Below are 24,743 nucleotides of genomic sequence, written 5' to 3' on the forward strand. Positions count from 1 at the left end.
GCTCGACGGTCACCGGCCGGCGGCCCGGGTCGCCGACCGCGCCCGGGGCGACCAGCGCCGCCCGGTCGTCGGCCGGATGTCGAAGGTGACGAACTGCCGGGAGCCGCAGTCGGGGCAGCGCAGTGTCTGCCCGCAGGCCGGGCACCAGCGCCGCCGCAGCCGGCACAGCAGCAGACCCGGCGGAATGCCGAGCACAAAGCCGGCGGCAATGAACGCGAGGGCGGTGGACATTCCATTTCCTCCCGGGCGAAGATCAATTAATCGTGCGGGCAGGAGTGCATGCGCCGGGCCCGCCGCAGCCGGTCACGGGGGTTTCCCGACTGCGGCGGGTGACTATGGACAGCACCGGCATCAGTTATCTAAGTTGGACCGCATGCATAAGACAAGGCGCGATGCGCCCTTATCGTCGTGGGCAACCCCTGGTCGAGGTCAATCATTTCAGTGCCGAGCGCCTTCACGATTATGAAGGCGCTCGTCAGTTGATTGTCCGCCACGTTGGTGACTACACTCACCACAGAGGATGAAGGGGGCGAGCGATTTGTCCGGCTCCATCGGCACAACCCTGCTCCGCCGACACATCGGCCGCTGGCTCACCGTGTTGCGTGAGTCCGCCGGCATCAGCCAGGACGCCGCAGCTCAAGCACTGCAACGCGGCTCCTCCACCATCTGGCGCATCGAGGCCGGTGACTCGCGGATCCGCTTCCGCGACGTCGACGTCGACGCCATGTGCACCCTCTACCGGGTCTCCCCGGAGACCCGCCACCGCCTGCTCACCATGACCAGGGAGACCCGCGACGCCCCGAGGCGTGCCTGGTGGCACGACTACACCGAATCGGCCCTACCCGCCTGGTTCGGCCTCTACGTCTCCCTCGAAGACAGCGCCGCCATGATCCGGCAGTACGAGTCCGAGTTGATACCCGGTCTGTTGCAGACACGGGAGTACGCCGAGGCGGTGAACCGGGTACTGACCGGCTATGTGACAGAGGAAGACATCGAACGGCGAGTCACGGTCCGGATGGAGCGGCAAAGCCTGCTCAGGGCACCACGTCCACCACACCTGCGAGTGATTCTCAACGAAGCAGTGCTGCGGCGGGAGGTCGGTGGCCGTCAGGTCATGGCGGATCAGCTGAGGCATCTGATCGATGCCATCCGGCAGTTCTCAGTGTCCATCCGTATCCTGCCGTACTCGGCAGGTGTCCACGGAGCCATGACCGCGACCTTCACGCTACTCAACTTCCCGAATGCCCCACTCAGCCCCGATCCCGTTGAGCCGCCACTCGCATACGTGGACACCCTCACCGGGGCGCTCTACCTCAACAAGGCTGATGAGCTTCGGGCCTACGAGATGGTCTGGAACCACCTCGACAGCCGTGCGCTCGATGAGGAATCCTCGACGCAGATGATCAGCGATGCATTGGAGGCATTAGAGCAGTGACCAGACTGACCGGCGCCCGTTGGCGCAAGAGCACCCGCAGTGGCGCTGGCGGCAACTGTGTCGAAGTAGCGACGAACCTGCCCGGCGTCATCGCCGTACGGGACAGCAAGGACGCGACCGGCCCGGTCCTGACCTTCGCCCCCGCCCAGTGGGCCACCTTCACCACCCACCTGCCCACGCCTGACGCCCGCTGAGACTCTTGGTGGCGGCTGGCCAGTACCCGGCCAGCCGCCACCAAAACGTACATTCTGCCGTCTGAAGTTGATCTAGGAACCTCCGGTGACCACGCTCTAAGCGTGGGGTTCCGAACCGCCAAACCCCTACGATTGGGACATAAACTGCTCGTGAGCAACGCGAAGCCAATCGTGATTGGTGAGTACTCGCAGCTCGCGAGCCGCTGCGTCGGACCTCCGGGCCCGGCGAGGATCGCAACTGTGCCCAGTGCTGGGCACAAGACCCCGACGGCCGGGCTGCGTCGGACCTCCGGGCCCGGCGAGGATCGCAACGCCCTGGCCTTGACCGTGACCCTGCTGCTCGGCGTGGGCTGCGTCGGACCTCCGGGCCCGGCGAGGATCGCAACCCGATCGCGGCTGAGCTGATCTCGCAGCAGTCCGGCGCGCTGCGTCGGACCTCCGGGCCCGGCGAGGATCGCAACAAAGAGCAGAAGGTTGCACTGCCGCCCGCCTACATGATCGCTGCGTCGGACCTCCGGGTCCGGCGAGGATCGCAACCTACGGGGTGCGTACATTCTCGTCGAGTGCACCACGGGCTGCGTCGGACCTCCGGGTCCGGCGAGGATCGCAACCATCGCTCGCGGGGGTAGTGAGGTGTGCTGTGGCGAACGCTGCGTCGGACCTCCGGGTCCGGCGAGGATCGCAACCGTCGCAGGTCAGAGCCGGTGTGCCGGCGGCGGCGGCCGGCTGCGTCGGACCTCCGGGTCCGGCGAGGATCGCAACCTCATCCTCAGACTCACCGCAGCAAAGAATGCCGCAAGGCTGCGTCGGACCTCCGGGTCCGGCGAGGATCGCAACAACCAGCGCGAGATGGACCTGACGGAGGAGATCTGCCGGGCTGCGCCGGACCTCCGGGTCCGGCGAGGATCGCAACCCCGTCCGATTCCCCGAACGTGGAGAAACGCCGGTAGCTGCGCCGGACCTCCGGGTCCGGCGAGGATCGCAACCGCCTTCGCGATCTCGATCGCCTGGGTGGTCATCGCCGGCTGCGCCGGACCTCCGGGTCCGGCGAGGATCGCAACCGGACGGTCCGCCCCTGAACCGCGGTCGTCTGGCTGCTGCGCCGGACCTCCGGGTCCGGCGAGGATCGCAACGGGCGTCCACGTGGTGGTGGCGAGCGGCGGGCCCGGGCTGCGCCGGACCTCCCTGTCCGGAATCCTCGGGGCACCTCAGATCGCAACATGGGCAAGGCCAGCCGCGCCCTGGACGAGAAAGTGTGCTGCGCCGGACCTCCGGGCGGAGCCGGTCAAGTCAAGTGAGACAGATTCTTGATCTTTCTTAGCTTTGTGTTGCTGGGTGTGTGTTCGTGGGCGGGGTGGTGCTCTGGTCGGGGGCGGTGTTGTCGGGTTTGTTGATCCATGCCCGGTCCGGTAGGCGGGGCGGCTGGGGCCGTCGGCGGCCGAACCGGTGTGGGTGGGCCGCGCGGGCGGCGTCGAGGGTGTGTTGCCGTTGCTGACGGATCTGTCCGGCGGTGCCGTGGTGCACCGAGGCGGGGGTGTGCAGCCCGATCCCGGAGTGCCGGTGCTCGTGGTTGTAGTAGGTGTAGAAGGCCTCGCAGTGCTGCCGGGCGTGCTGGATCGACCCGAACCGGTCGGGAAACGTCGGGTCGTACTTCAAGGTCTTGAAGCTCGCCTCGATGTACGGGTTGTCGTTGGATGTCTTGGGTCGGCTGTGACTACGGCCGATCTTCAGGTCGGTGAGGAGCTGGGTGATGGTCTTGCAGGTCATCGCCGCGCCCCGGTCGGCGTGCACGGTCAGCTGGTCGGGGTCGACGCGTTCGCGGGCGGCGGCGTCGGCGATCAGCGCTTCGGCCAGTTGGCCGTCCTCGTGCGCGGCGACCAGGTGACCGACGACGTAGCGGGACCAGATGTCGATCACGGTGTACAGGTGGTACCAGACGCCTTTGACGGGTCCGCGTAGCTTCGTGATGTCCCAGCTCCATATCTGGTTCGCCGCGTCGGCGACGAGTTCCGGCTTGGTGCGGGCCGGGTGCGTCGCCTGGTTACGGCGTTCGCCGTTCTGTCCGGCGGCACGCAGAATTCGGTACATGGTGGACTCAGAGCACCACCAGCGGCCCTCGTCGAGTTCACGTGCCCATACCTGTGCGGGTGCCAGGTCCTGGTAGGGCTGGCTGTTGAGCAGGTCGAGGACCTGTTGTCGTTCGGCCTGGGTCAGTGCGGACGGTGGTGGTCTGCGGGGTGTCCGGGGCTTCGGCGGTGTCGGGTTGCGGTGGCGGTAGATGGTGGCTCGGGACAGGCCGGTCAGTCGGCACGCCGCGGCGGTGCCCCACAGTGGTGTCAGCGCGGTGTGCGCCTCGTCGAGGACGGCGGGGGTGTCGCGGTGTCCGCGCTCTCGGAGAGCAGTTCCAAGAGCGCGTGTGCTTTTCCCATGATGTCCAGTGCTGTGCGTGTCTTGGTCAGCTCGTTCTCGAGGCGGGCGTTCTGTCGACGTAGCCGGGCGAGTTCGGCTGACTCGGTGTTCTTCCGGGTCCGTTCGGCGGACTGGCGTCGGTCGGTCAGGCCTGCCGCTGCGCCCGCATCACGGGCCTTTCGCCAGTCGAGGATGTGTGATCCGTACAGGCGTTCCCGGCGCAGGATCGCACCCCGGGCCGCAGCGTCGGGGGCCGCGTCGTATTCCGCGAGGATCCTGGCCTTGAACTCTGCGGTGAATGTCCGACGAACCGGCTTGGCGTCCAGATCGCCGGAACCGATGGACTTGTCTGCCATGCTGATGATCTCCCCTCAGACCCGTCCGGGGAGCGTATCCCCTGGTAGACGACCTGTCTCAACTCAGCCTGACAGAGAGGGGGGTCCGGCGAGGATCGCAACTACGCGCATTAGCGCTGAATCATCGTACGCGGAGGCTGCGTAGCGTGTCCAACGCGATACTCATCGACGTGACCTGCGCTTGGGCCTCTTGACCGCGCCAAGCCCTGGTCAGGGTCTACCTGCGCGGTTGCCTGACTCGGTTGCCGTCGGTCGCTAGACCTACCTGGCTGCCTACGTCCTCACTGTCCGCAGCGGCTAGTACGGCGTCCAGGAGGCCGGGGAACCGGGTCTGCAGGTCCTCGCTGCGCAGGACGACGTAACACCGAGTGCCTTCCTGCCGGGTACGGGTAAGCCCCGCGTCCCGCAGTACCCGTAGGTGGTGGCTCAACGTCGACTTGGAGACCGGGACTCGCAGCGCTCCCCAGCCGCGTTCCTGGCCGTCGGACAGCAACCGGACCAGCCCAACCCGGATCGGGTCGCTCAGTGCCGCCATGACCTCAGTGAGAACCATCTCCCCGGGATCCGGGTGCCGGGCTTCCTTCATCCCTGCATGGTAGCTTATTCGACGTTCTACGAATATCGAACGAAAGGTGTTGTGATGATGGAGCCCAACGACAGCGGGTCGTTCGCGGAGCGTGTTGCCATCGTTACTGGAGCGGGGTCGGGAATCGGCCGCGCGACCGCGATCGCATTCGCCGAGGCCGGCGCGCACGTCCTCGGCGTCGGGCGCCGTCAAGACGCGCTGAACACCACCGCGCAGCAGCATCCACGCATCGCTGTGCTCGCCGCCGATATCCGCGCCACACACGTACCCCAGGCGGTCATCGCCGCCGCCGTTGACCGATGGGATCGGGTCGACGTCCTGGTCAACAACGCCGGTGCCACGACGATCATGCCGCTGGCCGACGCAACTACGCACGGCATCGCCAACCTATTTGATCTTCACGTCACCGCGCCCAGCCTGCTCGCTCGCGCGGCCCTGCCCCACCTGCAGCAGACCCAGGGGTCGATCATCAACCTTTCCAGCACGTACGGGCACCGCCCGGCACCCGGCGTCGCCCACTACGCCGCCTCCAAAGCCGCTCTGGAACACCTCACCCGATGCTGGGCGCTGGAACTAGCGGCCACAGGAATCCGAGTCAACGCCTTGGCCCCCGGCCCCACCGAAAGCGAGGCCCTGACCGCCGCAGGCCTCCCCGAACCGATGCTCAACCAGATCAAGCAAGACGAGGCCGGACGGATCCCGCTCGGCCGGCGCGGAGAGCCCGACGAGGTCGCCACATGGATCCTCCGGCTGGCTGACCCCGCCGCAACCTGGCTGACCGGACAGATCCTCACCATCGACGGTGGCCTCGAACTCACCTGACATCACCCAGACCAGCGCCGGTGACCCGCGCAAGTGCTCGTCGAACACGACACTCAAGGCGGATGCAGCGCCGCAGCGGACCGGTCACCGGCCGATGTCGTCGCGGGCCTCGGCCGATCTTGCTTCCAGTAGCGCGATAACCTCGTCGAGCCGGCCCGCCTCGTTGAGCGCGGCCCGCCGGGATCGACGCGCGGTGTTGAGTCCGAAATCGAGGTACGCCGGCAGCAGGTGGGGCGCACGGTCGCGCAGCGCCCGCAGGTGAGCCTCGATCGTCCCGACGTCCGCACGGCGTACCGGCCCGGTCAACGCATGGTCCCCATGCCGCAGTGCGTTCTCCATCGAGGCACGCACCAGCGGGGCCAGCACGAACCCGGGGTCCGGCACGCCGACCGCCGTCAGTGCCTCCATCGCCGCGGCCAGCAGGGTGATGAGGTTGTTCGCACCGAGGACCAGTGCGGCGTGGTAGAGGGTGCGGTCCTCGTCGGCGATCCACACCGGAACGCCTCCCACGTCGCGCACCAGTTCCTCGGCGAGTCGCCGGTCATGCGGTCGGGTGGTGACCGCGTACGCCAGACCGGCCAGATTGTCGGCATCGGTCGGGAGGCCCGGAAAGGTCATCGCCGGGTGGACGGCGAGCGGCACGGCACCGGCCTCGGTCGCCGGTGCGAGAACCGCCAAACCGCACGCACCGCTGACATGCATCACGATCTGCCCCGGCTGGAGCAGACCGCCATCCGCCAACCCGGCGGCGACCGATCCGATAGCGTCGTCGGTGACGGAGAGCAGGAGTATGCCGGCGCTCTTGGCGAGCGTGGGTACGTCCAGCAGTGGGGTGCCAGGAAGGACGTCGGCTGCCCGCTGGCGGGACGCGTCGGACCTCGCGTTGACCCCGACAAGCTCGTATCCGGCGCGGACCAGCGCCAGTCCGAGGGCGGTGCCGACCCGGCCGGCACCGATGACACCGACCGGCCGGTCCATCATCGTCGGCACTCGCATCCCTCGCTTCGACCGAGTTCATGATCGGCGGCGAGTAGCCCCCGAATTACATTCGGCAACACCGTACCGGACGTTGGTGGGGTACGTCAGCGACCGCAGGTGGGGCGCTCGGATCAGGCGCCGGCGGTGCGGGATGCTGAAGATCCATCCCGCACCGCCGATCGACCCTACGGCCGCAAGATCGCGTACAGCAGGCCGACGGCGATCATGAACGCCATGACGCCACTCGCCGGGCCTTCGGTGCGTGCGACGAATAGGCCGACCATCGCGCCACCGCCGAGGATCACCGCCCACCTGACTTCAAGGCGGGGATCCGGTCGGGGTCGGATGCCGTCCGTTGACGGGTTGACGGGCTGGTCAGTTAGGCTCACCCGAGCCTCCTTTGCTTGATCAGGATGTTGGCGGGGTCGGCTCGGCGGCCCGCCGCTGCAACGGCGGGCCGCCCACTTCACGGAAAGCCATCGGGCCATCCACTGAAGACCACACTGGTTCTCTTGGGGACGGAGCGAGACTTTACGTGTGAGTCCCGGCGGCGCGCAAGCAACCCATGGCGCTGAAGTTGACTGCCGCCGGACGGTTCGGCCACCATAGCGGGACGCACCCCGGAGAGGTCTGCTCCGGGGCGCGGGTGCGACATCATGGATGTCGAGGATCGAAACAGCGCGATGGGCTGCAGCGAGTCCACTGAACGGCCGGGCGTGGTGGGTGAGTGGCTGACACTCCTCCACCACCCCGTCAGTTGTTTGCTTCAATCGGGAACCTGGTCTTGACAGTGGATTGCTGCGGTGGCTTCATGGACCGGTCCTTTTTGTTTGCACGGAATGTGAGAGATCTGTTCATGTCTGGGGAGCGGTCGCTGTGGGCGCACAGTCCAGGTGGGAACAGCGGTCGCTGGCATCGACTTGAAGATCATTTGCGGGGAACCGCCGAGCTGGCCAGGCGTTTCGCGTCGCCGTTCGGTGGTGGCGAGTTGGCGTACTGGCTGGGTGCGCTCCATGATGTCGGGAAAGCGTCCTGCGCCTGGCAGGATAAATTGAAGAATGTCGCCAACTCCGGTCAGCGGGTCGGCATCGATCACAAGTCATTGGGCACCCGGATCGCGTATGAGCGCGGGCTCGGCGGCTATTCAGGGGCGATCTTCGGCCACCACGGCGGGTTGATCGACACCAACTCGTTGGGGAAGGCCCTCAAGCAGGGATTCAGCCGGGCGCAGGACGTCACCTCTGCCGAGGCCGAGCTGCCCCGGCTGCTGCCCGACCTGCCACCCGACCTGCGGCAGACCATCCCCGACGCGTGGCTGCAGGACCATCTTGTGGGGGAGATGGCGCTGCGGCTGTGCTACAGCGCCCTGGTCGACGCCGACGGTCTCGACACCGGCGCGCACTTCGACGGACTGGCCGCGCCCCGGGTCCGCACCGATGCCGACTTCGGCCACCTGTACAAGCTGTTCGAGCAGCGCCGCGCCGCCATGCTTGAGCATCGTCGAGCCACCATGCTCGCCGCCGGCAAGCCGTCGCCCGTGGACGACCTGCGCGAGCAGGTCTACGCCCAGTGCGTCAGCTTCGCCGACCAGCCGCCGGGGATCTACCGGCTGCCCGCGCCGACCGGGGCCGGCAAGACGCTCTGCGCCGCCGGGTTCGCGCTGCGGCACGCCGAGAAGAACCAGCAACGACGCGTCATCGTCGCTGTTCCGTTTCTGACCATCACTGGGCAGAACGCCGCCGTCTACCGTGGCATGCTCGACGAGCCCGGCGCCGAGCCGGTCGTCCTGGAACACCACAGCCAGGTCAACTTCGAGGACGCCGCCGCCGGCCGGTGGGGCCGACTCGCCGCCGAGAACTGGGACGCACCGTTCGTCGTGACCACCTTCGTCCGCCTCTTCGAGTCGCTGTTCGGCCGCCGGCCGTCCGCGATGCGCCGGGTGCACCGGCTCGCCGGATCGGTCATCGTCCTCGACGAGGTGCAGGCCCTGCCGCACGACATGCTCGTCCCGATCCTCGACGGGCTGCGGCTGCTGGTGCGGCACTTCGGCACCACCGTGCTGCTCTCCTCGGCCACCCAGCCCGAGTTCTGGTCGCTGCCGACCATGAACGGCGTCGACTACACCGACGTGCTGACCGACGTACCCGCCGTCGCCAACCAGCTCAAACGGGTCCGCTACGAATGGCGGCTCGACCCCGCCCCGACCCTCGCCGACATCGCCGACCAGGCCGCCGACGACGTCACCACCCCCGCCGGCCGGCCGCCCGCAGCGATGGTCGTCGTCAACACCACCGCCAACGCCCAGGCCGTCTTCGACACCTGGCGCGACAGCGGCGACCTCGACCACGCCCGGCACCTGTCCACCCGGATGTGCCCGGCGCACCGGCAGCGCGTACTCGAAGACGTCCGTGACCGGCTGACGAACGACGAGCCGGTCCTGCTGGTCTCCACCCAGCTCATCGAAGCCGGCGTCGACGTCGACTTCCCGACCGTCTACCGGGCGATGGCCCCCGCCGACTCGCTGCTGCAGGCCGCCGGCCGGGCCAACCGGGAAGGCCGCCTCGACCACGGCCGCGTCGTCATCTTCGCGCCCGCCGACGGCGGCGCTCCGGAGACGTACAAACGGCTCGTCGGCGCCGCGACCACCCACTTCGGACCCGGCCGCGCCGACCCCGACGACCCTGACGCACTCGCCGCCTACTACCGCTCCATCTACAGCACGCTCAACCTCAACGACCCGCAGCACATCGGCCAGCAGATCCAGCGGTCCCGGGCCGCCTGGGCGTATGAGACCGTCGCCGACGGGCCGCTCGACGACAGCGGACACCGTGACCGCAAGCGCGCCTTCCGCATCATCAGCGCCGACAGCATCTCGGTGGTCACCCCACAAGGCGCCGGTACGCCCGACGAACGCGCCCACGTCGAAGAACTCGTTCACCGGGTACGCACCGCACCCGTACCCGACATGCGTGACCTGCGCCGGTTGCAGCCCTACACCACCACCGTCCACCCGGGCGTGCCTCAGCGCGACGCCGGTGTGCGGGCCCTGATGCAGCCGATCCTCGGCTCGGACGTCCGAGTCGGCGCGCTCGTCGAATGGCGCGGCGACTACGACCCGCACACCGGCATGATCTTCGACCCGAAACTGGAGGACTTCATCCTGTGACCACGGAAGTCGTCAACGGGCTGGCCTTCCGCCGCAGCAAGGACGGCGACCTGCCGATCGCCGTCCAGGTCAGCGGCGACGCCGCCCTGTTCTCCCGCCCCGAGCTGAAAGTCGAACGGGTCACGTACCCGGTGATGACCCCCACGGCGGCCGTCGGTGTCCTCGAAGCGATCTACTGGAAGCCGGAGATCCGCTACGAGATCGTCGCCATCGAAGTGCTGAAACCGATCAAGCAGTTCACCATCCGCCGCAACGAAACCACCGACGTCGCCCCGCTCGCCGACGCCATCCGCGGCAAACGCCGAGTCGACACCGTCGCCCACCGCGACCAGCGCAACGCCGTCTGCCTGCGCGACGTCGCCTACCGCATCCACGCGCACCTGGTGCCCGCCGCCCACGCCGACAAACCCGCCGCCGCCTACCGCGACCAGCTGCGCCGCCGGGTCCGCCGAGGAGCCTGCTTCCAACAGCCCTACCTCGGTACGCGTGAATTCAGCGCCGACTTCAGCTGGCCCGACGACACCCCGCGCGACACCAGCGTCAACGAAGAAGTCGGCATCATGCTGCACACCATCCACCGCGACGGCAAAAACCAACCCCGGATGGAATGGTTCGCCGCCCGCGTCGGCGAAGGCGTCCTGCACGTCCCGCCACGCGGTATGGAAATGGCGCTGCCGTCCGCTGGCGGAGCCGCCTGATGCTGCTGCAACGCCTCGTCGAATTCGCCGCCACCAGCGACGACGTGCTTCCGCCCTTCTACGGCCGCAAACCCGTACGGCTGATCGTCGACATCGACCGGGACGGCGGCTACCGGGGGCAGACCGACACCGCCAGCGACGCCGCCGGTGCCCGATTCGGCATCGAACGGAGCGTGCCGGCCGTCACCCGTACCGTCGGGATCGCCCCCACCCTCGCCGTCGACAACGTCGAATACGCGCTCGGCTGGGTCGCCGACGGCGGCAAAGCCGACCGGATCGGCAAACAGCACGACGCGTTCGTCGAACTCATCCGCGACTGGGCCGAAGCCGAACCCGACGGACCCGGCCCGGCGGTCGCCGCCTTCTACCGCCGCCGCCAGCACCACAAGGTGCAGCAGCCGGACAAGTGGGGCCGGGCCGACATGGTCGGCATCCGGGTCGGCGGAGAGTTCGCCTTCGAGCACGACAGCGCGCGTCGCTACTGGGCGACCGTCGCCGCCGGCCGCAAAGGGCTCGGCCGGGCCGGCCGGTGCCTCGTCTGCGGCGAGGTGCGTGACCTGCTCAAGACCATCCCGCAGCAGATTCCGCAGCGGCTGCTGCCCGGCGCTACCCAGGGAGCGTCGCTGGTCAGCGTCAACGAAGCGGTGCACGGCTACGAGCTGACCAAGTTTCTCGGCAACACCCCGATTTGCGTCACCTGTGGACTGACGTTCATGTCGTCGCTGACCGTGCTGCTCAGCGACACCGACCACCATGCGAGCCTGCCCGGCCAGAACGCCCGGCTGACCTGGTGGGTGATCGGCGGGGCGTCGTTCGACCCGATGGGGCCGCTCGACCAGGAGGACGAGAAGTCCGCGCTGGACATGATCGTCAGCCCGACACGCGGCACCGAAGCCACCGTCGACGACCTGTCGAAATTCTGCTCGGTCACCGTCTCCGGCAACGTCGCCCGCGTCGTCGTCCGCGACTGGGTCGAAATGCCGCTGCCGGCGGTGAAAGCCAACCTCCGTCGCTGGATCGACGACCACAAGATCGCCGGCTGGGACGGCAAGCCGACCCTCGTCAAGCTCGTCCAGCTCACCCGGGTCGCCGGCCGGTGGCAGCCCGGCCGGGGCAGCGGCCCCGGCAGCTGGATCAAACTCGGCGCCCGAGGCGAGGACCGCCCCGGCGGCCTCTACCACGCGCTGTGGCGGTCAGCGGTCTTCGGTGCGCCACTGCCACCCAAGATCCTCGCTCACGTCATCGACCGCATCCGCACCGACGGCCGCGTCGACGCCGCCCGGGTCGCCCTGATCCGACTCGCCGTCCTGCGCCGCCCCGGGCTTCCTCCGTACCACGCAGAAAGGCTGACCCCGACGTTGAACGACGCCAACCGCGACCCCGCGTACCTGTCCGGTCGCGCCTTCGCCGTGCTCGACGACCTGCAACAGGCCGTCTACCGCGCCGCGAACCAGCAGCTCAACACCACCTTCGCTGAGCGCTACATGGGCCGGGCGATCACCAACCCGCAGGCGGTGCTGGTCAACGGCCGTCGCTCCGCAACCGCCTGGCTGCGACGGCTGCGCGGCCCGCTCGGCAAACCGGCCTGGGCCGGCGCGTACGCCAACCGACTCGACGACATCTTCGCGCAGATCGACGCCGACACCTCGATCCCCAGCTCGGCCATGCTGATGCAGAAAGCCGCGTTCGTCCTCGGCTACCACCACCAGCGCGCCGCGATGCGGGCCGAACGGATCGAAGCCGCCGCCAGCAAGAAGAACACCGATTTGCCACCCGCCGACCTGCCGCCCGGTGCGGACGGGACGCCGGCAGCTGACGCACCTGAAGGAGATGCCGCATGAGTGCCGCCCACCTCGACCCCGCCCGCCGTCACGACGTCGTGATGTTCTTCGATGTAACCGACGGCAACCCCAACGGCGACCCCGACGGCGGCAACCAGCCCCGCACCGACGACGAAACCGGCCAGGGTCTCGTCACCGACGTCGCCATCAAGCGCAAGATCCGGGACACGGTGGCCCTGATGCGCGGCGACGACCCCCGGTACGGCATCTTCGTCGAAGCCGGCCACGCCCTGAACACGCGCATCGAGGAAGGGCTCGCCGCCGCACCAGGGCGGGCGGACCAGGCGCAGCAGTGGCTCTGCGAGCACTACTTCGACATCCGCATGTTCGGCGCGGTGCTCAGCACCGGCGCCAAAGGCGGCGCCGGGCAGGTACGCGGTCCACTACAGGTCGGCTTCGCCCGCAGCATCGACCCGATCCTGCCGGCCGACCACGCCATCACCCGGGTCACCCAGACCCGCCAGGAAGACATCGACAAAGGCGAACGCACCGAGATGGGCTCGAAGTGGACCGTCCCGTACGGTCTCTACCGCGCACACGCCTTCTACTCCGCGCCGCGCGCCGCGAAGACCGGCGTCACCCCCGACGACCTCACCGCGCTCTGGCGGGCCATCGCCATGATGTTCGACCACGACCGGTCCGCCACCCGAGGCGAGATGAAGCTCTGCGGGCTGTGGATCTTCAGCCACCCCGACGCGCTGGGCGTCGCCCCCGCGGCCAGCCTCACCAAGCGGATCCAGGTCAGCCGGACCAACCCCGACAAGCCGGCCCGCCAACATCTCGACTACCAGCGGACCATCGCCGACACCCCGCTGCCCGATGGCGTCCAGGTCACCACCGAGGTGGACCTCTGGCTGTGACCGACCCGGTCGAGAGCGACAGCGGGATCCGCGAGGTCCCGCTGTCCGCCCTTGAGCACTATGCCTACTGTCACCGGCAGACCGCGCTCATCCACGTCGAACAGGTGTGGGACGAGAGCGCGGAAACGGTACGCGGAGACCTCAGCCACACCGCCGTCGACCTGCCCGGCGTCACCCGCCGGGCAGGTGTCACCGTCGTGCGGTCACTACCGGTCGGCAGTGAGACGTACGGGCTGCGTGGCGTCTGCGACGTCGTCGAGTTCACCGGACAGGTCGCCACCCCGGTCGAATACAAGGTCGGCCGGTACCAGGCCGGAGGACCAGCCGAACTGCAACTCGGCGGACAGGCGCTGTGCCTCATCGACGCCGGGTTCGAAGTGCCGCTCGGCTACATCTACTCCGTCGCCGAACGCCGCCGCCACCCGGTCACCATCGACGACACACTGATCGAGCAGGTCATCGAAGCCGCCGAGGCGGTACGGCAGATCCTCGGCACCTCGAAGCTTCCGCTCGCCCGCAACGACAAACGCTGCCGGCGGTGCTCCCTGCGCGACGCCTGCCTGCCCGAAGCCACCGATGGGCACAGCCGGCCACTACTCGACCTGTTTACCCCGCGACCACTCGGAACCTGGCGTGACTGAACTGCTGAACACTCTGTACGTCCAGAGGCCGGGCACAAGCCTGCACCTCGACGGCGACACCCTGCGGGCCTTCCACCCCGACGACGAGCCGAAGACCCCACCCAGACGGGTGCCGCTCGTCCGCCTCGACCACCTCGTCGCCTTCGGCGGAGTCAACGTCAGCCAGGAACTGCAACTACGCTGCGCAGCCGACGGTCGGTCCGTCACCTACCTCACCGGCAATGGGCGGTTCCTGATGCGTACGGTCGGGCCGGCCACCGGCAACCCGCTGCTGCGGCAAGCCCAGCACCGCGCCGCCGACGACACTCAACAGCGGGTGTCGATCTCAAAGGCCATGATCGCCGGGAAGATTCACAACAGCCGGCAGGTGCTGCTGCGTACCGCCCGGGACAGCTCCGGGTTCCGTCAGACCGCGCTGCGCGCCAGTGCCGACCTGATCGCCGAACGGCTGAACCTGCTGCGCGACGCCACCACCATCGACGAAGTGTTCGGCGTCGAAGGGATCACCGCCCGGGACTACTTCGCCGCCATGCCGCACCTGGTCACCAGAAGCAAAGAATGGAAGGTCGCCGGCCGCAACAAACGTCCGCCCACCGACCCGGTCAACTGCCTACTCTCCTTCCTCTACGGGATGCTGCGCGGCGCCGTGCACGGAGCGCTCGAGCAGGTCGGGCTCGACCCGTACATCGGGCTTCTGCACGGCGTACGGTCCGGCAAGCCGGCACTCGCGCTCGACCTGATGGAAGAGTTCCGTCCCCTGCTCGTGGACCGGCTGGTCTTCACCCTGCTCAACCGGCGCGAACTGAGCGACAAGGACTTCGATCACCTGCCGAACGGCGCGTACCAACTGACCGACGATGGGCGCAAGAAGGTGTTCACCGCCTGGGAGAAGAGCCGGCAGCGGGCCTGGCCGCACGCGTACCTGCGGCGTGACGTCGAAGGCGCACTGCTGCCGCTCGTACAGGCGCGGCTGCTCGCCCGGCACCTTCGCGGCGACCTGGCCGCGTACCAGCCGTGGACGGTCGCCTGAAATGGACCTGCTCGTGACGTACGACGTCGAGACCACCACCCCGGCTGGTGCCCGCCGGCTGCGCAAGGTGGCGAAGATCTGCGAGGGGTACGGGCACCGCGTCCAAAAGTCGGTGTTCGAAGTGGTGTGCCGGGACGCGGACAAGGTCAAGCTGGTCGCGGCCATCGAGGCGGTCATCGACCCGACCCGCGACAGCGTACGGATCTACCGCCTTCCCGCGATGGCGCTCGACGACGTCGAACATCTCGGACGTCCCCGTGGTATCGACCCGCGCGGCCCGTTCGTGATCTAGGAACCTCCGGTGAGCACGAAATCCCAGGAGGTTCCGAACCAACACATTGGGCAAAATGCCCGTATCGGCTCGCCTGCTAACCGGAAGTCAAGCGATTTACTCCTATTTTCGCAGCTCGCGAGCCGCTGCACCGGGTCCCCGGACCCGGTGAGGATCGCAACCGCCATGCACGCCGGCCGGCCAGCGCCGCGACGGCGAGGCTGCACCGGGTCCCCGGACCCGGTGAGGATCGCAACGATCCGCTCCACCCGGAACGGCCATCCGTGGGTGCCGGCTGCACCGGGTCCCCGGACCCGGTGAGGATCGCAACCCACTCGTCCCAGAGAAGATCATCTCGGAGACGAGCTGCACCGGGTCCCCGGACCCGGTGAGGATCGCAACAACCCCTTGACCACTCAACCCCTTGACGTCACTCACGGCTGCACCGGGTCCCCGGACCCGGTGAGGATCGCAACAACCCCTTGACCACTCAACCCCTTGACGTCACTCACGGCTGCACCGGGTCCCCGGACCCGGTGAGGATCGCAACGGAGCTCGGGACGCGATGCCCTCTCTGTCAGGCTGAGTTGAGACAGGTCGTCTACCAGGGGATACGCTCCCCGGACGGGTCTGAGGGGAGATCATCAGCATGGCAGACAAGTCCATCGGTTCCGGCGATCTGGACGCCAAGCCGGTTCGTCGGACATTCACCGCAGAGTTCAAGGCCAGGATCCTCGCGGAATACGACGCGGCCCCCGACGCTGCGGCCCGGGGTGCGATCCTGCGCCGGGAACGCCTGTACGGATCACACATCCTCGACTGGCGAAAGGCCCGTGATGCGGGCGCAGCGGCAGGCCTGACCGACCGACGCCAGTCCGCCGAACGGACCCGGAAGAACACCGAGTCAGCCGAACTCGCCCGGCTACGTCGACAGAACGCCCGCCTCGAGAACGAGCTGACCAAGACACGCACAGCACTGGACATCATGGGAAAAGCACACGCGCTCTTGGAACTGCTCTCCGAGAGCGCGGACACCGCGACACCCCCGCCGTCCTCGACGAGGCGCACACCGCGCTGACACCACTGTGGGGCACCGCCGCGGCGTGCCGACTGACCGGCCTGTCCCGAGCCACCATCTACCGCCACCGCAACCCGACACCGCCGAAGCCCCGGACACCCCGCAGACCACCACCGTCCGCACTGACCCAGGCCGAACGACAACAGGTCCTCGACCTGCTCAACAGCCAGCCCTACCAGGACCTGGCACCCGCACAGGTATGGGCACGTGAACTCGACGAGGGCCGCTGGTGGTGCTCTGAGTCCACCATGTACCGAATTCTGCGTGCCGCCGGACAGAACGGCGAACGCCGTAACCAGGCGACGCACCCGGCCCGCACCAAGCCGGAACTCGTCGCCGACGCGGCGAACCAGATATGGAGCTGGGACATCACGAAGCTACGCGGACCCGTCAAAGGCGTCTGGTACCACCTGTACACCGTGATCGACATCTGGTCCCGCTACGTCGTCGGTCACCTGGTCGCCGCGCACGAGGACGGCCAACTGGCCGAAGCGCTGATCGCCGACGCCGCCGCCCGCGAACGCGTCGACCCCGACCAGCTGACCGTGCACGCCGACCGGGGCGCGGCGATGACCTGCAAGACCATCACCCAGCTCCTCACCGACCTGAAGATCGGCCGTAGTCACAGCCGACCCAAGACATCCAACGACAACCCGTACATCGAGGCGAGCTTCAAGACCTTGAAGTACGACCCGACGTTTCCCGACCGGTTCGGGTCGATCCAGCACGCCCGGCAGCACTGCGAGGCCTTCTACACCTACTACAACCACGAGCACCGGCACTCCGGGATCGGGCTGCACACCCCCGCCTCGGTGCACCACGGCACCGCCGGACAGATCCGTCAGCAACGGCAACACACCCTCGACGCCGCCCGCGCGGCCCACCCACACCGGTTCGGCCGCCGACGGCCCCAGCCGCCCCGCCTACCGGACCGGGCATGGATCAACAAACCCGACAACACCGCCCCCGACCAGAGCACCACCCCGCCCACGAACACACACCCAGCAACACAAAGCTAAGAAAGATCAAGAATCTGTCTCACTTGACTTGACCGGCTCCGATGCGCGCGGTCGAATCAACGCTGCACCGGGTCCCCGGACCCGGTGAGGATCGCAACCGCAACACCACGCCAGCGTCAGTCAGCGCCTCGGGCTGGCTGCACCGGGTCCCCGGACCCGGTGAGGATCGCAACCTTGGGATTCGGGATGGTGCGGATGGTTCGGGCGGCGGGCTGCACCGGGTCCCCGGACCCGGTGAGGATCGCAACTCCAGCCCGAACACGGTGCGGTGGTGCAAGCCGCCCTGCTGCACCGGGTCCCCGGACCCGGTGAGGATCGCAACCGCGAACACGCCGACCATCTGCCGCATCGCGGTGCGCGCTGCACCGGGTCCCCGGACCCGGTGAGGATCGCAACCTTCCTGGCGGCGGCTACCGCCCCGGGTGGTACGCAGGGCTGCACCGGGTCCCCGGACCCGGTGAGGATCGCAACCGGTGGGGCGACTACCAGCGGACCTGCCCGCCCGACCGCTGCACCGGGTCCCCGGACCCGGTGAGGATCGCAACACCTGACCGGCCGGTACGTGCTGCGGGACCTGGCCCTGCTGCACCGGGTCCCCGGACCCGGTGAGGATCGCAACGGGGCGATCAAGAGGCCCGGGTCGTCGCTGTGGTGGCGCTGCACCGGGTCCCCGGACCCGGTGAGGATCGCAACCTGATCGAGCGGCAGGGCAAGCTGCAATGGATAGAGCTGCACCGGGTCCCCGGACCCGGTGAGGATCGCAACATCCCTTCGAGATCCTTGATCGGGATGTGCGCGAACATGCTGCACTGGGTCCCCGGACCCGGTGAGGATCGCAACAGGTCCTGGTCGAAGGCGGCGGCGACCGACAGGACCGCTGCACCGGGTCCCCGGACCCGGTGAGGATCGCAACGACGACTCGGCCGAGGTGCAGGCCACGATCGGCCCGGCTGCACCGGGTCCCCGGACCCGGTGAGGATCGCAACAGGGCACGTCGCCCTGAAATACGTCATCTACAACCGCTGCACCGGGTCCCCGGACCCGGTGAGGATCGCAACATCGTTGGCCGCATTGCCAAATACCGTCCGGAGTGGAGCTGCACCGGGTCCCCGGACCCGGTGAGGATCGCAACAGCGATCGGAACGGCATGCCGTACAGGGTCTGCCCGCTGCACCGGGTCCCCGGACCCGGTGAGGATCGCAACTCTTGGTTGTCGACGACGAAGCCGAGGAATCCGCGAGTGCTGCACCGGGTCCCCGGACCCGGTGAGGATCGCAACGCGGTGATGAGCCTCGCCCCACAGCACAGCTACCAGGTCGCTGCACCGGGTCCCCGGACCCGGTGAGGATCGAAACGCGCACCTGCACATCGGCCGGAGGCGGCTGCTGACCGAGCTGCACCGGGTTCCAGGACCCGGTGAGGATCGCAACGTGGGTCCGCCGCCCGGATTGGTTCGCTGCTCACGGCTGCACCGGGTCCCCGGACCCGGTGAGGATGCTGGCCACGCTGCTGCCGGCCCGCGCCGTCCGGCAAGGCTCGGTCCGTGGTGCCCTCGGCGGCCAGCGGGGCACGTCGAAGGTCGATGGCCTCGGCGCGGTGGCTGGGTTGGCGCTCCTTGTCGTGGGGGTGGTGGCGTTGCCGGCAACCCACAAGGGCGGCCGCAGATGCTTGCCGCTGGCGGCGTTGCGCTGTTGCTCGGCGTCGTCGCCAGCACGCCGGCGCTGGTGCGGATGAGCGGTCGAGTCGCTGGTCTGCTTCCCACGCCGTCACGGCTGGCGTTGCGCCATGCTGCCCGGCATCGGCTCCGTACGGCTGCGGCTGTTGCCCCGGTGACCGCCGCGGTCGCCGGCAGCGTCGCACTTGCCCTGGCGGGCGCGGCTCGCGGCGAAGTGACCCCGAGCCGACTCGACGCCCGTCCCGGCCAGGTGCTGGTCCCAATGGACGCGGCGGAGAAGCTGGGGCCGGACGGTCTGCGACGGGTCGCCGGTGCCCTGCCGAGCCGGGCCACGGTCAGGGTAGTCACCGCTACGGACCTGCAGGCCGGCCCGACCGCGACGGTGTCCGTCGCCGCCGGGCAGCGGGACGTGGCCGTCGGCGGGGCGGAGGTCATCCGGTTGGTGACCGGCCGGCCCGCCACCCGAACCGAGCAGGAGGCGCTCGACCGAGGTGACGCGGTCGCGTTCAACGACACACTGGTGACGCCCGATGGCCGTGTCGCGCTGTAGTCGGATGGCCAAGGGCTCACGTTGTTGCCAGCCGTTGTTGCCAGCCGATCGGAGTACTACACGAGGCTTCTCGGCCTGGTGATCGCGCCGGAGACCCCGCAGCGGATCGGCCTGGACACCAGGGTCCGGCTCGTTGTGGTGGACACGACGCAGATGCCGGATGAGCAGGAGCTGGCTGCGGCGAACTCGATCCTGCTCGCGGCGCAGCTCACCGCCGCCGAACCTGCGGAGTCGCCGGTCACCGTCGTGGCGAGCAGGTGGCGGTCGGACTGGCGTCGGTGGAGCTGCGGCCGGACTTGGCGACCATGGCTGCGGTCGGCGCGGCTCTCCGCGTCCGCCGACGCATCACGACAGCTCAGGCGTGGCTTATTGTCTGGGTCGGCACCGTGCTCGGCCTGCTTTCCGGGATCGGCCCGGCGGCGGCTTACATTGGTTTCAGCGCCGAGCTTCATTGGTACGTACCGTGGTTGGCGTTGCTGGCCATCGTGCTCGTGCCGCCTCTGCTTGCCGTGATCATGGCAGGGCGTGTCGTCCTCGGCCAGCAGGTGTCTCTGCTCAGCGGTCGAGATGGCTGGCTGTCTCGTCGATCAGCGCGTCCGCCAGGTCGTGCAGGAGCGTGACCGCCTCTGCGGTTTCCCCGGTGGGGGCCACCGCGCCCGCGTACACCACTAGCACCAGGTTTTCGTGGCGGATGAGGTGGGTGACGTCGAGCTGCGAGGCGGCGAAGTCGCCGAGGGTGAAGTCATCGGGATCCAGCACCAGTGCCGTCTGGAGCGATTTACCGCTGTCGCCCCACCAACCGGTCAGATCGGCGGTGGCGGGGTCCGGCCCGGTCTCCTCTGGTAGATCAATGTAGTTCGCGACTTCCTGATCGTAGGCCTGCACCGCGCCCGCCACGCCGTGGTAGACGCGGACCTGTATCGCGCCGGACGGCTGGAACTCGCCGAGTGCGGTGGCGAAGTGCTCGTCGGGTGCGATGGCGCCGAAGTCGCATCGCTCCCGCCAGTAGGTGCGTTCCGTGCGATAGTCCGAGCCGTCCTCATGGGAACGGGCGAGGTCCAGAGCAAACCGACCGAACACCGCCTCGAATTGCAGCCGGGAGCACAGGTCCTCAGGGATCTGCCCGTACCGTGGGTTCGATTCAGGCGGTGGTGTCGGGCCGCCAGCACCGCATCCGGCAGCGACGACCACGAGCGCCACTGCGACGATGCCGCGCCGGAGCCGACCGGTATGTAGACGCATGGCAGTCCTCCAGGGCCGTCGTGTCGAAATGCCGTCAGGGTAGGTAGAAATCGTTGCCGTCGACGCCGGACACGATGTTGGGCTCGACCGGGATGAGCCTGCCATCCCCGTCGCCGATTCGGAGCGAGTCGACGCGGTCGAGCGCTTCCTGGGTCACTTCCTGCAGGGCCGCGTGCTGATCGCTGTCATTCTCGACGATCTGCCCGATCGCGTCCGAGACCGAGTCGAGCAGGTCAGCGGCGGTGCTGCCCTGCAGATTCAGCGCCGCCCAGCCGCCATCTGGGATGGTGGTCGCGGCGATGCTCACGCCACCCGCGACAACGCCCGAACTCGCCACCCACAGGCCACCGACGGTCGCCGTCGCGCCACCGAGGATCCCGCCGAATACGGTCGCTGCACCGCCGGCGATGATCAGAATGTTGCGTAGCGACTCCTGCCGCGCCAGCTCCGCCATGCTCTGGGCAAGTTCCAGCTGTTCACGTAGCGCCTCACCGGTGTAGTGCACCACGTTCATGAGGCTGTGCTGAGTGGACTCGGCGATGGCCTTGGCGGCGGTGACGCCAGCGGCGAGCGCGGTGAGTAGCTGCTTCTGACTACGCAGAATGTGCTCGAACGGGTTGTAGAAGTTGGTGGCGAAGTTGTCGGCCGCCTCACCCTCCCAGTTTCCGAGGCTGTGGCTCAGCTTGCCGAAGTCGGCGCTGACCTCGTCTGCCAGCGCGTCGTGCGCGCTCAGGATCGGCTCGATGCACTGGCTCTCGTACCAGGCGCCAGCAGGCCAGCTATACGGCTTGACCCGGGTGGTGATGGCATCGACCTCGGTGGCCGCCCACGTCGCAGCCTCACGGGCCAACGTCCGAAGATGTTCCTCGACCTCATCCTTGCGGCTGTCGTGCCATGGCATGCGTACGTAGTCCGCCGGTACGTGGTAAATCTTCGTGAAGGGGAACGTGGGCCCGAAACGGACTTCGATGTAGTGCGTGCCGGGGCCGACCGGTGTCTGATGCCACCAGCTGGCTTTCTCTTCCTCCAGGAAGGCCATCGCGGTGTCGATGTAGCGGAGTTCGGCGAAGTAGCCCTGGATTTCCGAGAGCGTGCGGTAGAACTCCTGCGGGTCGTAGGTGATCGAAGGCTCGCTCATCAAACCTCCGTCACGATCGCGAGTAGGGGTCGGAGCAGGGCTCGGTCATCTCAAATACCACCGATTCGTCCGTCATGGGTCGGTCTGCTCGGCGGGGGATCGTGCACCCCGGGTAGTTCAGGGATGTGCGGCGGCGAGGTGCCGTACTCCTCGGCGTTGTCGTGCAGCAGCCGGGAGAATTCGTCTGCGGCCAGCTCGTCGGTGGCGGCGTACGAGTCGGCGATGTCCACGAGCGCCGCACCGACCTCCTGCATGCGCAGGCAGGTCTGACGGAACACGTCGTGCGCCTCGTCCCGCAACTCCATCAGCCGCAGGTGCGCCGGATGCATTCCGAGCCCCGGTCGATCGAACTGCGTCTCCAACCCGTCGACGATGCTGTGCATCCGCCTCGTCAGCCTGGCGTAGACAGAGGCAATCTCCGGAAGCTCGTTCCGGCCGGCCCGGTACAGGTAGTACAGGTGCGCTCCGAGGCGTCGACCGGCACCGACATCACCGAGGCTGTTGTCGCCGGTGTAGTCCGGCCGCCAGTCTGGCTCGGTCGGGTCGGGCATCGCGGCCCTCCGCTCGATCGTTGCAAACAGTGACGGTCATGTTTATGCGATCTGTTGTAGCAGTGCCGCTCCACTGGATCGGTCCGGGGTCGGCTGGTTCGCGTGGTCCACATACCATCGACATATGCTCTCCGAGGAATCCGTCGTCACCGTGCCCGCGGATGCCGGTCCGGGGCCGGTGGCCGGCACCGACGTGGTCCTTCTGCCGCAGGGGTTCGACCACGGCACACCGGTCTACCCGGCGCACACGACCCAGTTGGTCGACCAGTTGACCGCGCAGGGGGTCACCGCGCGTACCTGGCATCCGGCGGCGGAGTTCGAGATCGTGTCCACCCGGGGCCCGGTTGCCGACACGTTGCTGCAGATCGCGGTCGGCATCGCGTCGTCGGCCGGCTGGTACGCGATCCAGTCGCTGCTGCGCAGCCGCTCCGGCCCGCTGCGGGTGATCGCCGTGTTTGAGCAGGACGGTCAGCGGCGGCGGGCGGAGCTGGCCGGCGACGCCGACGACGTGGTCCGTGCGCTGGAGACATTGGACCCGTTCGGGCCGGGACGGCTCGATTGATCCGGGGCGGGTCGGCCCGGTGCAGGCGGAACGGCCGGCCCGATGTTGGACCCGAGTGACGTCGAGCGGCGTGTGCCGTCCCCGCAGGGGGCGGAGCGTCGCCGGATCATCGCCGAGGTAGCCGGTCTGCTCGAGGAGTCGGACGTGGTCCGGGATCCGAGCAGCCGCCAGGTGCTGCTGCGGCTGGTCGAGGAGGCGTTCGGCGGGCCGCTGCGGCTGCGTGACCTGGCGGTGTTACGGCCGCAGTTGGTGGACCTGGTGACGGCCTGCATCGACCGTACCGGCGGGCTGCGGCTGCTCGCCGAGTGTCTCGAGCTACTGGAGCCGGCCGGCGCGCGGACCCTGACGCTGCTCCAGCTGTCCGACGAGTGGCAGGTGTTCGAGCAGTTCGCCGATCACGATCTGGGTTGGCTGCGGGGTGACCTGTCCGAGTTGCGGGTGACGGCGCGGTGGCGTCGGTTCGTGGTCGAGTGCCGGCAGGAGCCGCCGCCGGAGCACTGCACCTCGCTGTGGCATCTGTTCGCCCATCTGGCGGTGGCGCCGTCGAGTGCCGGTGTGGCGGGCGACGGGACGGGGTTTGGCGGGGTGCCGCACTGGTTGCGGCTGCTCGGTCGGCTCGACGACAGTGTGCCGGCCGAGGCGCGGCAGCGGCTGCGCCAGCTGATTCGGGCCCTGGCCGATGAGTGGGACGTGCCGGAGGACGCCCTCGTCGGGGTGGGTGGGACCCGCTTCGGCCGGTCGCCCGTCGCGGCGGTCGCCACCGCCGCCCCCGCCGCCGCCGCTGCCGTGGCGGACGGTGCCGTCGGCCCCGCGACGGCTTACCTGGTCATCCAGTTCGAGAAGTACGGCGGTGACGACGACACGTTCATCATGTCCCACTGGTATCAGTGGGCGTCGCCAACCTGGGCACCGGTGCGGGGTGAGCATCGCCGAGTGCGCTACGGCGACCTGGAGGCTGCGGTCGACGAGGTGCTGTCGGAGACGGAGCGGCGCTGGGCGCACCAGGCGGGGCCGGTGACGATCGAGATCGTCCTGCCGTGGCAGTTGCTCAACGAGCCGGTCGACACCTGGCGCAAGGAACTTCGGTCGCCGGTGCCGAGCCCGTTGGTGGTGGAGTATCCACTGGTGATCCGCTCGTTGGAGCGGCTGCGTTCCCCCGAGTGGCATCGGCGGTGGCGGGTGCGCTGGCGTGGCGTTGCTGCGGAGGGCGGGTCTTCTCGGATATTCTGCGCCGCGCCTGATCAGGTCGACGCCCAACTGGAGGCGTTGCTGACGGGTGACGAGGCGGCGGTCGTTCTGGTGTTGAGCGATTCTCCCTTGCCGGACAGCGCGGCCGAGCGGCAACTGCTTGTCGGCGTACGGTCCGGTGTCCCAGCCATCGTCTGGCACCGCGATCCGGTGTTGGCCGTTGAGCTGTGCCGGGTGCTGCGATCGATGGTCGAGTCGGCGAATGGGTTCGCCGGGGGGATGGCGCAGCTGCCCATGCATGTCGCAAAGTTGAGGAAGTCGGCCTGGGGTGAGGATCCGTCTGCTTCGGGCCGGCACGTCGGGCACGGCTTTGTGATCTTGTGGGACGATCCGCTGCGGCAGCCCGGACAGCCTGGCTCAGCCGGCGACGACTTGGGAGAGGCCCGCGAATGA

General features: G+C 68.4%; 25 protein-coding genes and 3 CRISPR repeat arrays. Of the genes, 15 read left to right on the top strand and 10 right to left on the bottom strand.

The genetic code is table 11. The features are described 5' to 3' along the window. Positions 1-9: 9 nt before the first annotated feature. Positions 10-231 carry a hypothetical protein gene (locus O7543_RS03885; RefSeq protein WP_281555132.1) on the bottom strand — a complete coding sequence of 74 codons (222 nt, stop codon included), beginning with the start codon at positions 229-231 and terminating at the stop codon, positions 10-12. Between the two features lie 289 nt (positions 232-520). On the opposite strand from O7543_RS03885, the gene O7543_RS03890 reads away from it, so the two are divergent. Both O7543_RS03890 and O7543_RS03895 read left to right on the top strand, forming a co-directional pair. Further along, positions 521-1,435, top strand: coding sequence for a helix-turn-helix transcriptional regulator (locus O7543_RS03890; protein ID WP_281555131.1), 915 nt, complete (start codon positions 521-523; stop codon positions 1,433-1,435). After that, a complete protein-coding gene (locus O7543_RS03895) occupies positions 1,432-1,629 on the top strand; it encodes a DUF397 domain-containing protein (RefSeq protein WP_281555130.1) in 198 nt (65 codons plus the stop codon). The genes O7543_RS03890 and O7543_RS03895 overlap by 4 nt, the downstream gene beginning before the upstream one ends. A 202-nt stretch (positions 1,630-1,831) precedes the next feature. Further along, a CRISPR array of direct repeats spans positions 1,832-2,835; the repeat unit is 37 nt; unit sequence GCTGCGTCGGACCTCCGGGTCCGGCGAGGATCGCAAC. A gap of 111 nt (positions 2,836-2,946) precedes the next feature. On the opposite strand, the gene O7543_RS03900 is transcribed toward O7543_RS03895, so the two are convergent. From O7543_RS03900 to O7543_RS03910, 3 genes are all read right to left on the bottom strand, one after another. After that, positions 2,947-3,969, bottom strand: a complete 1,023-nt coding sequence (locus O7543_RS03900) for an IS3 family transposase (protein WP_348650117.1) — start codon at positions 3,967-3,969, stop codon at positions 2,947-2,949. Next, entirely contained in the window at positions 3,966-4,394 is a 429-nt protein-coding gene (locus O7543_RS03905; RefSeq protein ID WP_281553169.1) for a hypothetical protein, read from the bottom strand. The genes O7543_RS03900 and O7543_RS03905 overlap by 4 nt, the downstream gene beginning before the upstream one ends. Before the next feature lie 217 nt (positions 4,395-4,611). Further along, positions 4,612-4,980, bottom strand: a complete 369-nt coding sequence (locus O7543_RS03910) for a metalloregulator ArsR/SmtB family transcription factor (RefSeq protein ID WP_281555129.1) — start codon at positions 4,978-4,980, stop codon at positions 4,612-4,614. A 57-nt stretch (positions 4,981-5,037) separates the two neighbouring features. Between O7543_RS03910 and O7543_RS03915 the strand changes: the two genes are divergently transcribed. Then, the gene (locus tag O7543_RS03915) at positions 5,038-5,802 is read left to right on the top strand and encodes an SDR family oxidoreductase (RefSeq protein ID WP_281555595.1); all 765 of its coding nucleotides are present in this window, start codon (positions 5,038-5,040) and stop codon (positions 5,800-5,802) included. Positions 5,803-5,886: 84 nt separating this feature from the next. Here the strand turns inward: O7543_RS03915 and O7543_RS03920 are convergent, their stop codons facing one another. Together O7543_RS03920 and O7543_RS03925 are read right to left on the bottom strand one after the other, a co-directional pair. Next, the gene (locus tag O7543_RS03920) at positions 5,887-6,798 is read right to left on the bottom strand and encodes a DUF2520 domain-containing protein (protein ID WP_281555128.1); all 912 of its coding nucleotides are present in this window, start codon (positions 6,796-6,798) and stop codon (positions 5,887-5,889) included. 167 nt (positions 6,799-6,965) lie between these two features. Beyond that, positions 6,966-7,169 (bottom strand): hypothetical protein, encoded by a 204-nt coding sequence (locus O7543_RS03925; RefSeq protein WP_281555127.1) that lies wholly within the window; start codon positions 7,167-7,169, stop codon positions 6,966-6,968. Positions 7,170-7,636: 467 nt separating this feature from the next. Here O7543_RS03925 and cas3 point away from each other — a divergent pair, with 467 nt between their 5' ends. The 10 genes from cas3 to O7543_RS03975 all read left to right on the top strand — a co-directional run bounded on the left by cas3 (position 7,637) and on the right by O7543_RS03975 (position 19,609). Then, positions 7,637-9,946, top strand: a complete 2,310-nt coding sequence (cas3, locus tag O7543_RS03930) for a CRISPR-associated helicase Cas3' (protein ID WP_281567342.1) — start codon at positions 7,637-7,639, stop codon at positions 9,944-9,946. Continuing rightward, positions 9,943-10,644: a type I-C CRISPR-associated protein Cas5c gene (cas5c, locus tag O7543_RS03935; RefSeq protein WP_281555125.1), complete on the top strand. Its 702-nt coding sequence runs from the start codon at positions 9,943-9,945 to the stop codon at positions 10,642-10,644. The genes cas3 and cas5c overlap by 4 nt, the downstream gene beginning before the upstream one ends. Beyond that, positions 10,644-12,485, top strand: a complete 1,842-nt coding sequence (cas8c, locus tag O7543_RS03940) for a type I-C CRISPR-associated protein Cas8c/Csd1 (RefSeq protein WP_281555124.1) — start codon at positions 10,644-10,646, stop codon at positions 12,483-12,485. The genes cas5c and cas8c overlap by 1 nt, the downstream gene beginning before the upstream one ends. Next, the gene (gene cas7c / locus O7543_RS03945; protein ID WP_281555123.1) at positions 12,482-13,345 is read left to right on the top strand and encodes a type I-C CRISPR-associated protein Cas7/Csd2; all 864 of its coding nucleotides are present in this window, start codon (positions 12,482-12,484) and stop codon (positions 13,343-13,345) included. The genes cas8c and cas7c overlap by 4 nt, the downstream gene beginning before the upstream one ends. Further along, complete coding sequence (gene cas4, locus O7543_RS03950) at positions 13,342-13,986, top strand: CRISPR-associated protein Cas4 (RefSeq protein ID WP_281555122.1); 645 nt, start codon at positions 13,342-13,344, stop codon at positions 13,984-13,986. The genes cas7c and cas4 overlap by 4 nt, the downstream gene beginning before the upstream one ends. Further along, positions 13,979-15,016 (top strand): type I-C CRISPR-associated endonuclease Cas1c, encoded by a 1,038-nt coding sequence (gene cas1c, locus O7543_RS03955; protein WP_281555121.1) that lies wholly within the window; start codon positions 13,979-13,981, stop codon positions 15,014-15,016. The genes cas4 and cas1c overlap by 8 nt, the downstream gene beginning before the upstream one ends. A 1-nt stretch (position 15,017) precedes the next feature. Further along, positions 15,018-15,308 carry a CRISPR-associated endonuclease Cas2 gene (gene cas2 / locus O7543_RS03960; RefSeq protein WP_123601778.1) on the top strand — a complete coding sequence of 97 codons (291 nt, stop codon included), beginning with the start codon at positions 15,018-15,020 and terminating at the stop codon, positions 15,306-15,308. A 124-nt stretch (positions 15,309-15,432) separates the two neighbouring features. Further along, positions 15,433-15,837: direct repeats of the CRISPR family, unit length 37 nt; unit sequence GCTGCACCGGGTCCCCGGACCCGGTGAGGATCGCAAC. 99 nt (positions 15,838-15,936) lie between these two features. Next, entirely contained in the window at positions 15,937-16,365 is a 429-nt protein-coding gene (locus O7543_RS03965; RefSeq protein WP_281553169.1) for a hypothetical protein, read from the top strand. Between the two features lie 41 nt (positions 16,366-16,406). After that, positions 16,407-17,384 carry an IS3 family transposase gene (locus O7543_RS03970; protein WP_281555420.1) on the top strand — a complete coding sequence of 326 codons (978 nt, stop codon included), beginning with the start codon at positions 16,407-16,409 and terminating at the stop codon, positions 17,382-17,384. Positions 17,385-17,445: 61 nt separating this feature from the next. After that, positions 17,446-18,886: a CRISPR direct-repeat array (repeat unit 37 nt; unit sequence GCTGCACCGGGTCCCCGGACCCGGTGAGGATCGCAAC). A gap of 162 nt (positions 18,887-19,048) precedes the next feature. Continuing rightward, complete coding sequence (locus O7543_RS03975) at positions 19,049-19,609, top strand: hypothetical protein (protein ID WP_281555120.1); 561 nt, start codon at positions 19,049-19,051, stop codon at positions 19,607-19,609. 56 nt (positions 19,610-19,665) lie between these two features. Here O7543_RS03975 and O7543_RS03980 read toward each other — a convergent pair whose 3' ends face one another. The 4 genes from O7543_RS03980 to O7543_RS03995 form a co-directional block, all read right to left on the bottom strand. Next, the gene (locus tag O7543_RS03980; protein WP_281555119.1) at positions 19,666-20,061 is read right to left on the bottom strand and encodes a hypothetical protein; all 396 of its coding nucleotides are present in this window, start codon (positions 20,059-20,061) and stop codon (positions 19,666-19,668) included. Positions 20,062-20,164: 103 nt separating this feature from the next. Next, positions 20,165-20,851: a hypothetical protein gene (locus tag O7543_RS03985; protein WP_281555118.1), complete on the bottom strand. Its 687-nt coding sequence runs from the start codon at positions 20,849-20,851 to the stop codon at positions 20,165-20,167. Positions 20,852-20,885: 34 nt separating this feature from the next. After that, positions 20,886-21,989 (bottom strand): hypothetical protein, encoded by a 1,104-nt coding sequence (locus O7543_RS03990; RefSeq protein ID WP_281555117.1) that lies wholly within the window; start codon positions 21,987-21,989, stop codon positions 20,886-20,888. Between the two features lie 50 nt (positions 21,990-22,039). Then, a complete protein-coding gene (locus tag O7543_RS03995) occupies positions 22,040-22,540 on the bottom strand; it encodes a hypothetical protein (protein ID WP_281555116.1) in 501 nt (166 codons plus the stop codon). Between the two features lie 124 nt (positions 22,541-22,664). On the opposite strand from O7543_RS03995, the gene O7543_RS04000 reads away from it, so the two are divergent. Together O7543_RS04000 and O7543_RS04005 are read left to right on the top strand one after the other, a co-directional pair. Then, positions 22,665-23,102, top strand: a complete 438-nt coding sequence (locus O7543_RS04000) for a hypothetical protein (RefSeq protein ID WP_281555115.1) — start codon at positions 22,665-22,667, stop codon at positions 23,100-23,102. Positions 23,103-23,144: 42 nt separating this feature from the next. Then, entirely contained in the window at positions 23,145-24,743 is a 1,599-nt protein-coding gene (locus O7543_RS04005; RefSeq protein WP_281555114.1) for a hypothetical protein, read from the top strand.

It is taken from the genome of Solwaraspora sp. WMMA2080 (assembly GCF_027497395.1).
Classification (GTDB): Bacteria; Actinomycetota; Actinomycetes; order Mycobacteriales; family Micromonosporaceae; genus Micromonospora_E.